The 15,005-nt window shown below is 34.6% G+C and carries 17 protein-coding genes and 1 other annotated feature; all 17 genes read left to right on the top strand.

Annotated elements, in window-relative coordinates:
• The first annotated feature begins 1 nt into the window (after position 1).
• Entirely contained in the window at positions 2-1,084 is a 1,083-nt protein-coding gene (dprA, locus tag KO172_RS07300) for a DNA-processing protein DprA (RefSeq protein ID WP_215492951.1), read from the top strand.
• 6 nt (positions 1,085-1,090) lie between these two features.
• Positions 1,091-3,229: a type I DNA topoisomerase gene (topA, locus tag KO172_RS07295; protein ID WP_251320156.1), complete on the top strand. Its 2,139-nt coding sequence runs from the start codon at positions 1,091-1,093 to the stop codon at positions 3,227-3,229.
• Positions 3,220-3,285 (top strand) — a sequence feature (ribosomal protein L21 leader region). It overlaps the preceding gene by 10 nt.
• A gap of 12 nt (positions 3,286-3,297) precedes the next feature.
• Entirely contained in the window at positions 3,298-3,609 is a 312-nt protein-coding gene (rplU, locus tag KO172_RS07290) for a 50S ribosomal protein L21 (RefSeq protein ID WP_019214706.1), read from the top strand.
• A 2-nt stretch (positions 3,610-3,611) separates the two neighbouring features.
• Positions 3,612-3,920: a ribosomal-processing cysteine protease Prp gene (locus KO172_RS07285; RefSeq protein ID WP_215492949.1), complete on the top strand. Its 309-nt coding sequence runs from the start codon at positions 3,612-3,614 to the stop codon at positions 3,918-3,920.
• Between the two features lie 45 nt (positions 3,921-3,965).
• The gene (gene rpmA, locus KO172_RS07280; protein WP_019214708.1) at positions 3,966-4,256 is read left to right on the top strand and encodes a 50S ribosomal protein L27; all 291 of its coding nucleotides are present in this window, start codon (positions 3,966-3,968) and stop codon (positions 4,254-4,256) included.
• Between the two features lie 55 nt (positions 4,257-4,311).
• On the top strand, positions 4,312-5,571 hold the full coding sequence (gene obgE / locus KO172_RS07275; protein WP_215493513.1) for a GTPase ObgE: 1,260 nt from the start codon (positions 4,312-4,314) through the stop codon (positions 5,569-5,571).
• An 8-nt stretch (positions 5,572-5,579) separates the two neighbouring features.
• Positions 5,580-5,873, top strand: a complete 294-nt coding sequence (locus KO172_RS07270) for a YhbY family RNA-binding protein (RefSeq protein WP_082244132.1) — start codon at positions 5,580-5,582, stop codon at positions 5,871-5,873.
• Entirely contained in the window at positions 5,863-6,453 is a 591-nt protein-coding gene (gene nadD, locus KO172_RS07265) for a nicotinate (nicotinamide) nucleotide adenylyltransferase (RefSeq protein ID WP_215492940.1), read from the top strand. The genes KO172_RS07270 and nadD overlap by 11 nt, the downstream gene beginning before the upstream one ends.
• Positions 6,446-7,021, top strand: coding sequence for a bis(5'-nucleosyl)-tetraphosphatase (symmetrical) YqeK (gene yqeK / locus KO172_RS07260; protein WP_215492938.1), 576 nt, complete (start codon positions 6,446-6,448; stop codon positions 7,019-7,021). The genes nadD and yqeK overlap by 8 nt, the downstream gene beginning before the upstream one ends.
• Positions 7,022-7,027: 6 nt before the next feature.
• Positions 7,028-7,369, top strand: coding sequence for a ribosome silencing factor (rsfS, locus tag KO172_RS07255; protein ID WP_215492924.1), 342 nt, complete (start codon positions 7,028-7,030; stop codon positions 7,367-7,369).
• 2 nt (positions 7,370-7,371) lie between these two features.
• Positions 7,372-7,752, top strand: coding sequence for a RidA family protein (locus KO172_RS07250; RefSeq protein ID WP_215492923.1), 381 nt, complete (start codon positions 7,372-7,374; stop codon positions 7,750-7,752).
• A 9-nt stretch (positions 7,753-7,761) separates the two neighbouring features.
• Positions 7,762-8,715, top strand: a complete 954-nt coding sequence (locus KO172_RS07245) for an L-threonine 3-dehydrogenase (RefSeq protein ID WP_215492921.1) — start codon at positions 7,762-7,764, stop codon at positions 8,713-8,715.
• Positions 8,716-9,166: 451 nt separating this feature from the next.
• Positions 9,167-10,354 carry a cysteine desulfurase NifS gene (gene nifS, locus KO172_RS07240; protein WP_215493511.1) on the top strand — a complete coding sequence of 396 codons (1,188 nt, stop codon included), beginning with the start codon at positions 9,167-9,169 and terminating at the stop codon, positions 10,352-10,354.
• Entirely contained in the window at positions 10,354-10,803 is a 450-nt protein-coding gene (gene nifU / locus KO172_RS07235; protein ID WP_215492919.1) for a Fe-S cluster assembly scaffold protein NifU, read from the top strand. Before nifS ends, nifU begins: the two co-directional genes overlap by 1 nt.
• A gap of 4 nt (positions 10,804-10,807) precedes the next feature.
• Positions 10,808-12,016, top strand: a complete 1,209-nt coding sequence (locus tag KO172_RS07230) for an AI-2E family transporter (RefSeq protein ID WP_309557689.1) — start codon at positions 10,808-10,810, stop codon at positions 12,014-12,016.
• Positions 12,017-12,026: 10 nt separating this feature from the next.
• Positions 12,027-14,660 carry an alanine--tRNA ligase gene (gene alaS / locus KO172_RS07225; protein WP_215492915.1) on the top strand — a complete coding sequence of 878 codons (2,634 nt, stop codon included), beginning with the start codon at positions 12,027-12,029 and terminating at the stop codon, positions 14,658-14,660.
• A 67-nt stretch (positions 14,661-14,727) separates the two neighbouring features.
• The gene (locus tag KO172_RS07220; protein ID WP_479680629.1) at positions 14,728-14,979 is read left to right on the top strand and encodes an IreB family regulatory phosphoprotein; all 252 of its coding nucleotides are present in this window, start codon (positions 14,728-14,730) and stop codon (positions 14,977-14,979) included.
• Positions 14,980-15,005: the final 26 nt, after the last annotated feature.

Genomic DNA, 15,005 nt, shown 5'->3' with positions numbered 1-15,005 from the left:
GATGGAACAAAGAGATATACTTTTGTACTTAAACAGCATATATGCTGAAAGAGCTGCTGTATATAGCCTTTTTGACTTAAATATTGACTTAAATGATATTATGAGCATGGATAGAGCGTCATTAAAGAGGCTAAATATATTTACAGACGCAATAATAGATAAAATCACAAAAGACGACAAGGAAGCTATAGTATATAGAATAAAAGAGAAATTAGAAAAGCTAGGAGCTCACTTCATAACTTTTCTTGATAAGGAGTTTCCTAGTAGACTTCTTTTTATAGATGATCCGCCATATTTATTATTTATTAAAGGCGAGATACTAGATGAAGATGAAAATTCGGTAGCCATAGTTGGAGCGAGAAAGTCGACTAGCTATGGTCAGCTTGCATGCAAAGAGATAGCAAGAGACTTATCTATGAAGAAGATATGTATTATATCTGGTCTTGCATTAGGTATAGATGCTATAGCACATACAACAGCACTTGATAACGCAAACAGAACCATAGCCGTTATTGGCAACGGCATTGACGGGGTGTATCCAAGACGCAATGAAAGACTGTATGCCGAAATTGCTGAACATGGAGCTGTTGTATCTGAGTTTCCTATAGGAGAGCAGCCGCTTAGATATAATTTTCCGGTAAGGAATAGAATCATTAGTGGACTTTCAAAGCTAGTTATAGTTGTTGAAGCTCAAAAGAGAAGTGGCTCGCTTATTACTGCAAGGCTCGCTCTTGAACAAGGCCGTGATGTGTACGCAGTGCCAGGAAATATTTTCTCCGCTAATAGTGAAGGCTGTAACACACTTATTAGAGATGGAGCAGGCATATATACAAACTGTGAAGACCTTATCGAAACAAGCAGTTTAGTTGATAGGTCAGTAGCTACAAAAGAAGAAGATTTAGATTTAAGTGATGATGAGAGAAAAGTTTATGATATAATTAAAAATGGCGATGTAAATTATGAGATAATACTCGCAAAAGCAGGACTAGATAGCGCCTCTTTGTCGGCTCTACTAACTATACTTGAGCTTAAGGGAGTAATTACTAGTCAAGGACAAAGAACATACTATGCAAACAGAAGGTGATGAAAGATGGATTTAATTATAGTTGAGTCCCCGACGAAGGCGAAAACTATTTCGAAGTTTTTACCAAAGACATATAAGATAGTTGCATCGAAGGGACACTTAAGAGACCTACCAAAGAGTAGGTTTGCAATTGATGTAGAAAATAATTTTGAACCAGAATATATTAATATAAGAGGCAAAGGACCTGTAATCAACGAGCTTAAAAAACTTTCTAAAGAAGCTGAAAGAGTATATCTTGCAACCGACCCCGATAGAGAGGGGGAGGCTATTAGCTATCACTTGGCATATATTTTAGGTATCGATACAAAGGACTTAGATAGAGTTGAGTTTCACGAAATTACAAAAAATGCTGTTACAAACGCTATAAAAGAGCCGCGTAAGATTAACATGGACTTAGTTGATGCTCAGCAAGCAAGAAGAGTTCTTGATAGAATCGTTGGTTATAAGATAAGCCCGATACTATGGAAGAAAATAAAATCTGGCTTATCAGCAGGTAGAGTGCAGTCGAGTGCGCTTAAGCTTATTGTTGATAGAAAAAGAGAGATAGACGCCTTTGTTCCTGAAGAATATTGGAACTTAAAGGCTCTATATAAACATGACAAGGAAGAGTATGAGGCAAAGTTCGTAGGAACTATCGATGCTAAAGGCAATGTAAGCAAAGTCGATATACACAATATTAAGGAAAAGAATGCCATAGCAAAGGAGATAAAGGCCGCTGACCACATATGCGATAGCATAAAAAGATCAGTATCAAATAGGATGCCAAGCCCACCGTATACAACAAGTACCCTACAACAGGATGCCTCAAGGATATTAAACTTTTCATCTTCTAAGACTATGAAGCTGGCACAGAGCTTGTATGAAGGTATTAACATTGGAAAAGGCTCACAAACTGGTCTTATAACTTACATGAGAACCGACTCAACAAGATTGTCAGATGAAGCGTGTAAGTCTGCTCAAGAATATATACTTAATAAATATGGCAAAGAGTATCACAAGAAAAATAATTATGCACATAAGAAATCTAAGAACGTTCAAGATGCTCACGAGGCAATAAGACCGGTTAATATAAATATATTACCTAGCCAAATATCAAAGTACTTATCACAAGATGAACTAAAGCTTTATAGACTTATATGGCAAAGATTTTTGATGACGCAAATGACAAGTGCTAAGTTCGATACTTTAACCATAGATTTTGCTTCAGGTAAATATATATTTAGATCGAACTATAAGAGCTTAAACTTTGATGGCTTCTTAAAGGTGTCTTCGTATGAAAAGTTTGATGAGAAAAAGGAAATAAAGCTTAAACAGAAGGATAAGGTGGACTTAGATAAGCTTGAAGGTGAGAAGAAATTCACACAGCCTAAGAGTTATTATACAGAGGCAACACTTATAAAAACACTTGAAGAGCTAGGCATTGGTAGGCCAAGTACTTACTCACCAACTATATCAACACTGCTTAATAGAAACTATATAGAGATAGAAAAGAAGATGTTTATACCAACAGAGCTTGGCATATCAGTAATAAAACTTTTAGAAGAAAACTTTAAGTCTATAGTCGATGCAAAGTTCACTGCTTATCTTGAAAGCAAACTTGATGACATCTCATTTGGTAAACTTGATTGGAAAGATGTTATAGCTAGCTTCTACAAAGACTTTATTAAGGATGTAGACAAGGCTGAGAAGGAAGCAAAAGAGTATGAGCTTAAGGATGAAGTAACAGATATTAAGTGCAAGCTATGCGGAAAACCTATGCTTATTAAGAGGTCTAAGTATGGTAAGTTCCTTGGATGTTCAGGTTTCCCTGAATGTAAATACACTGAAGCAATAGTTGAGAAGACTGGAGCAATATGCCCTAAGTGTGGACATGATATAATCAAGAAGAAGTCAAAGAGTGGAAGGATATTCTACGGCTGCTCTAACTATCCAAAATGTGACTTTGCTACTTTTGATGAAGTGTACTCAAAGCCATGTCCGAAGTGTGGCAAGTATAGGACCATAAAGAGAAAGAGCAAAGAAAACATAATCACTTGTCCTAATTGTGGCTTCGAAGAAGTTGTAGATAAGAAAAAGTTAAAATATTTAATAATATTTAATAAAAGGCTTGACATTTATATCGTTTCTGATATAATAGATAGGTAAACCGCTCAGAATTGGTATTAAGTTTATCACCAATGATGGCGAGACTAAGTTAGAGGAGGTAAATAGACTTGTACGCAATAGTAGAAACAGGTGGAAAACAATACATGGTTAAAGAAAACGATGTAATCCACGTAGAAAAGTTAGAAGCTAACGAAGGTGACGAAATTAGCTTAGAGAATGTACTTTTCGTCTCTAATGATGGGGATAATAAAGTAGGTAAACCTTACGTAGAAGGTGCTAAGGTTACTTGCAAAGTTTTGAAACAAGGTAAATCTAAAAAGATTATTGTATTCAAATATAAACCTAAAAAGAACGAAAGAAAGAAAAAAGGTCACAGACAACCATTTACAAGATTAGAAGTAACTAAGATCGAAGCTTAGTTATGACAAAGGTAACTTTTTTCGAAAAGGATGGCAAGATATTAGAGTTTGAATTCGATGGACATGCGAATTACGCCCATGAAGATGGCATAGTTTGTGCAAGTCTTTCAGCACTTTCAATATCAACAGTCAATTCTTTAGAAGAAATAGCAGGATTAAATGAAAACGAAGAATACTTCGTGGAAATTTATGAAGATGAGGATAAAGACGAAGTTAAATTAAAATTTAAGTATAAGACAGATAATCCTGACAAGGACTACATAAGTCAAATACTACTTAGGTCTTTATTACTAAGCGTTAAAAATATATAAGGAATACTCAGATAGAGTTTGTTTATATGTGAAGGAGGTAAAAAAATGTTAAAAATTAATTTACAATTATTCTCCTCTAAAAAGGGACTTGGTTCTTCAAAAAACGGTAGAGACAGTAAGCCTAAAATGCTTGGAACAAAGCGTGGAGATGGCCAATTCGTTCTATCAGGTAATATACTTGTAAGACAAAGAGGAACAAAGATTCATCCCGGTAATAATGTCGGAAGAGGAAAAGATGATACACTTTTTGCTATGATCGATGGTGTTGTTAAATTCGAAAGAAAAGACAAGAAAAGAAAACAAGTAAGTGTATATCCAAAAGAAGTTTTAGCATAGTTTGAAGGAACCGGTACACGGTTCCTTTTTTTAAGGTGGTGATAATGTGTTAGACATGGTAGTATTAGAACTAAAAGCCGGTAAAGGCGGAGACGGCATGGTTGGTTGGAGAAGAGAAAAGTTTGAACCTGCAGGAGGACCTTACGGAGGAGATGGAGGCAAGGGAGCATCCATCATATTGAGGGCTGACTCAAATATGAGAACGCTTATAGATTTTAAACATAAGAGAATATTCAAGGCTGATAATGGCGAGAACGGCAAGAACAAATTGCAATACGGTAAAGATGGTGAAGATTTGATTCTTACAGTTCCTGTTGGTACACTTGTTAAGGAGTATAATTCGAAAGGGCTTATTATAGACTTAAAGAATGATGGAGACGAATGCATCATTGCTAAGGGAGGCCGTGGCGGCAGAGGCAATGCTAAGTTCAAAAACTCTGTAAGACAGGCACCAACATTTGCAGAGCCTGGTAAAAAAGGTGAAGAGATAAAGGTAATACTTGAGTTAAAGCTTATAGCGGACGTTGGCTTTATAGGATATCCAAACGTTGGTAAGTCTTCATTACTATCGGTTATATCTAGAGCTAAACCAAAGATTGCAAACTATCACTTCACAACACTTGAACCGAACCTAGGAGTAGTAACAACAAAGGATAATAACAGCTTTGTTGTGGCTGACATACCAGGACTTATAGAGGGCGCACATGAAGGACTTGGACTTGGACATAATTTCTTAAAGCATATAGAAAGAACTAATGTGCTTGCTCATGTCGTTGATGCATCAAGATCAGAAAGACAAGACCCTATTGAAGATTTTAAAAAGATAAATGAAGAATTATTTTCTTATAATGAGAAATTAAGAGATAAGAAGCAATTAGTCGTATTAAATAAGGCTGATTTAGTTTATGATAAAGAAGATTTAGAAAAGCTTCAAAACGATTTTAAAGAGATGGGCTACGATAGCGTTATAACAAGTAGCGCAACACTTGAAGGTGTAGAGCTGCTTAAGTATAAACTATATGACATCATAAAAGACATGCCTAAAAATGTTAACGAAACATTTGATGATACAGTCTACATTAAGGAAGATAACGAAGTACCTGTACATGTATATAAGTCCAATGGTATATACTTTGTAGAGGGAACAAAGGTTGAAAATGTTTTAGAAGGTGTCTATGTGGATAATTTAGATTCGCTAAGATATTTCCAAAGATTCCTTGAGAATGAAGGTATCATGGATGAACTTAGAGAGTTAGGATTAGAAGACTCAGACACAGTTGATGTATGCGGATTTGAGTTTGATTATTATAAATAGGTGATATTATGACAGGAAAAGAAAGAGCAAAGTTAAAATCAATCGCACAAAATTTAAAAGCTACATTCCAAATAGGTAAGGAAGGAATTTCAGCTGAATTTATAAATCAAATCGATGATTATCTAGAAAAGAATGAGATCGTTAAGATTAGAGTTTTAAATAATTCATCAGAAGATGTAAAAGAAGCACAAGCCTTTCTTATGGAAGAGCTAAACTGCGAATTTGTTCAGCAAATTGGTTCTATATTTGTTATATATAGAGAGTCTTTAAAGAGACCAAGACTTTTGCAAGATGAAAAATAAAGTGCTTATTTTTGGTGGCACCTTTAATCCCATACACAATGGTCATTTAATCTTAGCTGAGCAATGTATAAACGAAGAGGGCTATGATAAGGTAGTCTTTATTCCGACTATGAATCCATATTATAAGGATACACTTGACTTTGATATAAGACTTAAAATGTTAAAGATGGCGATAAAGGATAATGATAAATTTGCCTACTCAAGCATAGAAAAGAGATATGACTTAGAAGGTAAGCTTTACCTCATGCTTGAAAAGATTTCAAAGCTTAGTGATGATGACATCACTATACTTATAGGCTCGGATAGTCTTATGAATCTTGATTGGTGGTACAAGGCAGATGAGATACTTAAAAAGTATAAAATACTAGTACTAAGAAGAGATGATGAAGACAAGGCTATTGAAATGAAGATCAATGAATACAAAGAAAAGTATGGAGCCCACATAAAAGTTTTAAACAATAAAAGGCTTGAGATATCATCAAGTATGATACGCGAGATGATAGAGAACGGCAAATCGATTAAGTATCTAGTAAGTGATGAAGTGGAAAAGTTTATAAAGGAAGAGAAACTATATGTATGATATAGAAAAGTTTAAAGAAAAACTTAAGAGCGAAGTAAAACAGTCAAGGTATGAGCACTCTTTATCTGTTATGAATTTTTCAGTAGAGCTTGCAAAATACTATGGCGTAGACGAAGAGAAGGCAAGGGTCGCGGGACTTTTGCACGACTGCGCAAAATATAAAGATACTGATAAGATATTGCAAAAAGCAAAAGAATTTGATATAATAATTGATGGTGACTTAAAGCACACCATAAAAGTTTTGCATGCTTTGCTAGGATACTATATAGCTAGATATGAGTATGGAGTAGAGGATGAAGAAGTGCTTTTAGCAATAAAGAATCACGCACTTGGAAGAGAAAACATGAGTGATTTAGAGAAGATTGTGTTTTATGCAGACTTTGCAGAGCCATTAAGAACTTACTCTATGGCTGAAAAGTTAAGAGAGTTTAAGTATGAAGGGCTTACAAAGGCAGCATATGAAGCCGTTAACTGCAACCTATGCTATTTACTAGAAGAAGGCTTATATGTACATCCACAATCATTAAAGACAAGAAATTCTTTATTATTGGAATTGAAAGGAGAGTAATTTATTTTGGAAACTAAAGAAAAGTTAGAAATTATACAAAATGCAATAGAAGCAAAGAAAGGTTTTGATATTGATACTTTGTTTATAGGAGATAAAAGTTCTATTGCTGATTATTTTGTAATCTGTTCAGCCAATAATAAATCACACGCCGAGTCAATCATGGACGAGGTAGATGAAAAACTTGCTGTACAAGGTATTTTACCAAGACGCGTTGAAGGCAAGGCAACTAGCAAATGGATCATTATGGATTATGAAGACGTAATCGTTCACATATTTTTAAACGATGAGAGAGAATACTATAATCTAGAAAGATTATGGCAAAATTTAGAAACAGAAAGTGAGGAATAACTATGAGTCTAAATACTGTAGACACTAAAAAAGCACCAGGTGCTGTAGGACCATATTCACAAGCGATAGCTTTTGAAAGATTTTGTTTCACATCAGGCCAACTACCTATCGATCCTGAAACAGGAGTATTAATATCTGACGATATTGAAAAAGCTACTGAACAATCAATTAAGAATGTAGAAGCAATTCTAAACGAAGCTGGCTTCACATTAGAAGACGTAGTTAAGACAACTATATTCGTAAAGAATATGAAAGATTTTTCAAAAGTTAATGGCGTATACGAAAAATACTTCTCAAAACATAAACCTGCAAGATCTTGTGTAGAGGTAAGCACTCTACCAAAGGATGGGCTTATTGAAATAGAAGCAATTGCATACAAATAGGAGGAAGAAATGAGAAAAGTATTAGTTACTGGAGCTTTAGGACAAATAGGTTCTGAACTTGTTAAAAGATTTAGAAAAGAATACGGCGACAGCAATGTTGTTGTATCAGATGTAAGAGAACTACCTGAAAGAAAAGACATCATAGACGCAGGTCCATTTGAATTAATTGACGTTACTGATGGTAAGAGAATTAAAGAAGTAGCTGACAAATATAAAGTTAACACTATAGTTCACTTAGCAGCACTACTATCAGCAGTTGGTGAAAAGGTACCTCAAAAGTGCTGGCAAATAAACATGGGCGGTTTATTCAACGTTCTTGAAGTTGCTAGAGAAAATGAGTGCCAAGTATTTACTCCAAGCTCAATTGCATGCTTTGGACCAGATACACCAAAGGATAAGACACCTCAAACAACATTACAAAGACCAACATCTATGTACGGAGTAACTAAGGTTGCTGGCGAAAACCTATGCGACTACTACCACTTAAGATTTGGCGTTGACACAAGAGGAGTCAGATTCCCTGGAATCATATCATACGACACACTTCCAGGCGGAGGAACAACTGACTACGCTGTTGATATTTATTATGATGCAATTAAAAAAGGTTCTTACGAATGCTTCATCAAAGAAGGTACATACATGGACATGATGTATATGCCAGATGCTTTGAACGCAGTAATTCAACTTATAGAAGCTGACGGATCAAAACTAATACACAGAAATGCATTCAACATCGCTGCAATGAGCTTTGAGCCAGAACAAATTAAGAAGTCAATACAAAAATTCATGCCAGATTTTACTATGACATACAATGTTGACCCAGTTAGACAAGCAATTGCAGACTCATGGCCAAACTCATTAGATGACAGCTGTGCAAGAGCAGAATGGGGCTGGAAGCCTGAGTATGATCTTGACACAATGAGTAAAGACATGCTTGAAAAGCTAAGAGAAAAATTAAAATAGTTTATTAGTATTATACAAATTATACAAAGCAGAGTGAGAGATCACTCTGTTTTTTTATGTAAGAGACTCAATAATGACAAGCTCACTATAGGAGCTCTCTATATAATCAAAAGAGTATCAAATGCGAGAGCTAAGCTTAAGTATATGTATAAAGTAAGCTCAGGTATAATAAATCGATATGAATGAATAATGTATAAATGGGTATAAAGAGTATGCGTAGATGAGTATAGGTTAAAATGTTTAGTCTATCTTATCAATATCATAAAATTTAAAATTATGCTTATTTCTTGACAAAATGGGATATATTATAATCGATGTATAATTAAATACATATATTATACATATTACAGGCCAATCATATTACATAGATAATTTTATTATCACATACATACATATTAAAATAAAATAGGGATATTTGTTTTGGTATGATTTTATATAAAGGGGGATTATGATGGGCTTTATTTATTTGGATAATGCTGCAACAACTAGAGTTAGAAAAGAAGTTATAGATGCTATGCTACCTTATTATGGTGAAAAGTATTATAATGCTTCATCTCTATACTCATTAGCTACAGATGTTAAGAAGGATGTTGTAGCAGCAAGGGAGAAGATTGCTTCTTACTTTAATTGTAAGGCAGATGAAATATATTTTACAAGCTGTGGTTCAGAATCAGACAACTGGGCTTTAAAGGGTTGTGCTTTCAAGTATATGGACAAGGGAAGGCACATAATAACAACTAAGATTGAGCATCCAGCTATACTTAACACATGTAAGTTCCTTGAAAAGGAAGGTTTTGATATAACGTATCTAAGTGTTGATGAGGAAGGCTTTATCGACCTTAAAGAGCTTGAGAATGCTATCAGAGAGGATACTATATTGGTAAGCATAATGTTTGCTAATAATGAGATAGGAACTATTGAGCCAATCAAAGAAGCGGCTGCTATAGCTCATAAGCACAACGTACTATTCCACACTGACGCTGTTCAAGCTGTTGGTAATGTTAGGATAGACGTAAAAGACTTAGGAGTTGATATGTTGAGCTTATCTGGTCATAAATTATTTGGACCAAAAGGTATAGGAGCACTTTATATTAAGAATGGCGTAAACATAGACAACTTAATTCACGGCGGAGGACAAGAAAGAAAGAGAAGAGCAGGAACTGAAAATACTGCTGAAATCATTGGTCTTGCTAAAGCTATAGAATTATTATATGATAACTTTGATAAACATAACAAACATTTAAGAGACAGAAGAGACAGATTAGTTAAAGAAGTTATGGAGAGAATTCCATATACACTATATAACGGAAGTAAAGATGTAAACAGAAGATTACCTGGTAATGCATCATTCTGCTTTAAGTATGTAGAAGGCGAAGCTCTTTTACTAATGCTTGATGCTATGGGCATAGCCGGATCAACAGGTTCTGCGTGCGCATCAGGTTCACTTGATCCATCACACGTACTTCTTGCAATAGGACTTCCACATGAGATTGCACATGGATCTTTGAGACTAACATTCTCAGAAGAAATTACAGAAGAAGATGTAGACTATGTTGTAGATAGTCTTGTAAAGATTATAGAAAGATTAAGACAAATGTCACCTCTATATGATGAGGCGATTGCGAAAGGAGAAATATAATGTTATATTCTGAAAAAGTTATGGATCACTTTATGCATCCAAGAAATGTAGGAGAGATGGAAAATCCAAGTGGTGTTGGCGAAGTTGGTAACGCAAAATGCGGCGACATCATGAGAATGTATCTTAAAATAGATGAAAATGACATAATTACTGATGTTAAGTTTAAAACTTATGGCTGCGGCACTGCTATCGCGTCATCATCAATGGCAACTGAGCTGATTAAGGGTAAATCAATAAATGATGCAATAAACTTATCAAACAAGGAAGTAGCAGAAAACTTAGACGGCCTACCACCAATTAAGATGCACTGCTCAGTACTTGCTGAGGAAGCTATAAAGGCTGCACTTTATGACTATCAACAAAAATCTGGACATAAGGTAAAAGGTCTTGAAAACTACGAACCACCAAAGGATGATCTACACGATCACGAACACATGAGTTTAGATTAAAAAGATGAATTTATTAACAAGTAATATTAATAAAAATATTGTTAATTTGATAAATCAAGGAGGAGCTTTAAACGGTATCCTCCTTGGTTTGCAAATAATAATTTTGGCTTTAGGCATATATTATCTTATAAATATAGGCAACAGACATGTGGAAAATGGCGAAAAACTTATATTCTCAAAGACTGTAATCATAAAATTTCTTATAGCAGTATTAGCAGTCTTATTTTTTATATACATATACAAGAGTTTTCTTATGGTAAGGACACTAAGCTTGTCCATACTAGTATCGGCTATGCTCGCGTACTTTTTAAACCCTATGGTAAAGAGTGTGCGTAAGAGGCTTAAGATTTCAGAGACTCTTGCGATTTTGACTGTTTTTCTAATAGTTGCTCTTATATTTATAATCTTAGGTTTTACAGTCTTTCCAAAGACTATCTCAGATATTAAGAATCTTATAATTAAATTCCCTCAGTACTACAAGCAAACGCTTGAATCAATTAATGAATTTATTGGTCAATACGAAGTTTTTAAGGGATTAAATTTAGATAATAAGCTAATAGTTGACAATTTATCAAAAATCTATAATAATCAAAAAGCAAATGCTGCTAATCTTATACTTGCATCGGCAAAAAACGTTATGAGCTTTGTTTTTTCTGTTGTTTTGATTCCAATCTTTGCATTTTATTTCTTGAAGGACAAAGACGATATAAAAGAGAAATTTAGATCAATGCTTCCAGAATCAAAAAAGGAAGGTCTGCTTAGACTATTCTCCAAGATTCATGATGACATGACTAAGTACATCATAGGCAAGATAAAGATGGCAATTTTCGTCGGTTTTGCAACATTTATAATGCTTGCGATTTTAGGCGTTGAGTTTTCTTTCATCATAGGTATGATAACTTGCTTTGCAGACATCGTTCCATACGTTGGACCGCTTATGGGCTTAGTGCCAGCCTTTGTTTTTGCCTTTATTGAAAGTCCAATCAAAGCACTTTGGATATTGGTTTTATATCTATTTATTCAATGGATAGAAAATAATATAGTGGGACCGAAGATACTTTCGAACGAAACTGGCTTCCATCCAATAGTTGTTTTGTTCTTGTTAGTATTAGGCGCGTCACTATTTGGATTCTTAGGCATGATACTAGCTGTGCCTATTGCACTTGTTATCAAAACGGTGTATAATGAGTATATTGTAAATAAAAATAATTAGAGGTGTATATATGAAACATTTATCTTTAGACCAAATAAGAGATGAATATTTAAATTTCTTTAAAAACCAAGGTCACTTAGCTGAAAAAAGTTTTTCACTAATACCTAAGGATGATAAATCATTATTATTAATAGGTGCTGGTATGGCACCACTTAAAAAATTCTTTACAGGCGAATTAAGTGCACCGTCTAAGAGGATGACAACTTGTCAAAAGTGTATAAGAACAGGCGACATTGACAACGTTGGTAAGACTGATAGACACGGAACTTTCTTTGAAATGCTTGGAAACTTTTCTTTTGGAGACTATTTCAAAAAAGAAGCAATACATTGGGCATGGACTTTACTTACAGAAAAATTTGAAATAGAGCCAGAAAAGTTATGGATTACAGTCTTCAAGGACGATGATGAAGCTTTTGATCTATGGGTTAAAGAGGGACAAGATCCAAAGAGATTAGTAAGACTTGGCAAAGAAGACAACTTCTGGGAACTTGAGACAGGTCCATCGGGTCCATGTACTGAGATTTTCTATGATAGAGGAGAAAAATACGGCACATTAAAAGACTTTGATGATGGTGTTGAAAATGAAAGACTTATCGAAGTTTGGAACTTAGTATTTACACAATTTGATAGAAAATCAAAGGATGAGTACGAGCCATTAAGTCACCCTAACATTGATACTGGTATGGGCCTTGAAAGAATGGCGTGCGTTATGCAAGGAGTACACTCCATCTTCGATATAAAGGAAATCAGAAGCATTATTGAAGAGATTGAAAGACTATCTAATAAAAAATATAAAGAGAATGAAAAAGATGACATATCTATAAGAATAATCGCTGACCACGTTAGAAGCATGACTTTTATGGTCTCAGACGGCATCATACCTTCAAACGAGTCAAGAGGTTATGTACTTAGAAAGATAATCAGACGTGCGATTAGACATGGCAAGCTTCTTGGTATAGATAGACCATTCTTAGCTGATCTTGTTCAAAAAGTTATAGATGGCTGGTCATATCACTACACTGAACTTGCACAAAATAGAGACACTATAATCAAGATTATAAGCGCTGAAGAAGCAAAATTTGAAGAGACTATTAACCAAGGTATGAACATTCTAAACTCATATATTGATGAGCTTAAAAAAGAAGGTAAGACTAGTCTTTCTGGCGAAAAAGCCTTCATTTTATATGACACATATGGCTTCCCATTTGATATAACAAAGGAAATTCTTGAAGAAAATAAAATTAGCGTAGATGAAGAAGAGTTTAATAAGAACATGCAAGAGCAAAAGCTTAGGGCAAAGGAAAATGCTCATGTTGAAGACTCTGGCTGGAACAGCGACCTTAACTTAGACATCTACGATAATTACAAGAATGAGTTTATAGGCTACGAATATAATGAGAATGAAGATGCTAAAGTAAATGCTATAGTTGTTAATAAGAACTTAAGAGAGTCTATTAAAAAAGGCGATAAAGCGATAGTAATACTTGATAAGACACCATTCTATGGACAATCAGGCGGACAAGTTGGTGACGTTGGTACGCTTAAGAATGACAAAGTAAGTCTTAGAGTAATAGACACAAAGAAGACTAAAACTGGACTTGTGCTTCACGAAGTTGAAGTAGAAGAGGGCGAGTTAAAAATAGGTGATAAGCTAGATGCTGTAATCGACTACAAGTTAAGACAAGATACTCGCAAGAACCATACTGCAACTCACTTACTACACAAAGCATTGAAGATGGTTTTAGGCTCACATGTTAATCAAGCAGGCTCATTAGTTAGTCCTACAAGACTTAGATTCGACTTTACACACTTCCAAGCAATGACAGCTGATGAAATTAAACAAGTTGAAAATATTGTTAATGAAAGCATATTTGATGCGATAGATGTTGAGACATCAGTAGTTAGCTTAGATGAGTCTAAGAAGATGGGAGCAACAGGCTTATTTGAAGATAAGTACGGAGACTTAGTAAGAGTTGTACAAGTAGGAGACTTCTCAGTGGAGCTATGCGGCGGTACTCACGTTAAGAACACTTCAGAAGTAGGCTTATTTAAGATAGTTCAAGAAACAGGTATAGCTGCAGGCGTTAGAAGAATTGAAGCATTGACTGGAAGAAACACTTATAAGTACTTAAATGAAAATGAAGATGAGCTTGTTAAGTTAAGTGATGCATTTAAGGTAAAGAAGGAAGACCTTCTTGTCAAAGCAGAACAAACTATTAATGAACTTAAAGATAGAGAGAGAGAAATTAAAGAGTTAAAGAACAAAATACAAAGTGCTGAGCTTAAGAACTTAGATAGTGAAGTTAAAAATCTTAATGGCATTAATTATATAATCAGTGTAATAGATGCGGACAATATGAATGAATTAAGACAAGCAGGCGATAAGCTTAAAGATAAAGTTAAGTCAGGTATAGTAATGGTAGCTGCAGATATTGGAGGCAAAACTTCGTTTATCATAACACTTACTAAGGATGTTGTAAGTAAGGTAGTTACAGCAAATATCTTAATGAAGAACATTGCACCACTTCTTGATGCAAAGGGTGGCGGAAGAGACGACATGGCACAAGCAGGTGGCGGTAACTCTGATAAGCTTAAAGAATTTGAGGCTAAGGCAGAAGAAAAATTAAAAGAGATCTTAGCTTAAGCTGTAAGATAAATATTTATTGAAGACTTAGGTCTTTTGTGTTATACTATAGTTAGAGGTGATAGTAGTGGATAACAAATTTGATGAAACAATGAAATTTAATGTTCAAAAGGAAACAATTCAATCACCAAAAGAAATATTGAATAAGGTTTGCGAAGCCCTAGAAGCAAAAGGATACAATCCTATCAACCAAATCATTGGCTACATTCTATCAGGCGATCCGACATATATAACTAGCTACAATGATGCAAGATCGATGATCATACAAATGGAAAGAGATGAGCTTTTAGAGGCAATACTAGTTGATTATTTAAAATGATTAATAGGGGCTTATAACCCCTATTA

This window comes from Fenollaria sporofastidiosus, assembly GCF_943169635.2.
In the GTDB taxonomy this organism is placed as follows: domain Bacteria; phylum Bacillota; class Clostridia; order Tissierellales; family Peptoniphilaceae; genus Fenollaria; species Fenollaria sporofastidiosus.
Note: the sequence above shows the minus strand (reverse complement) of the source record. Positions and strands in the feature narration are given on the sequence as shown.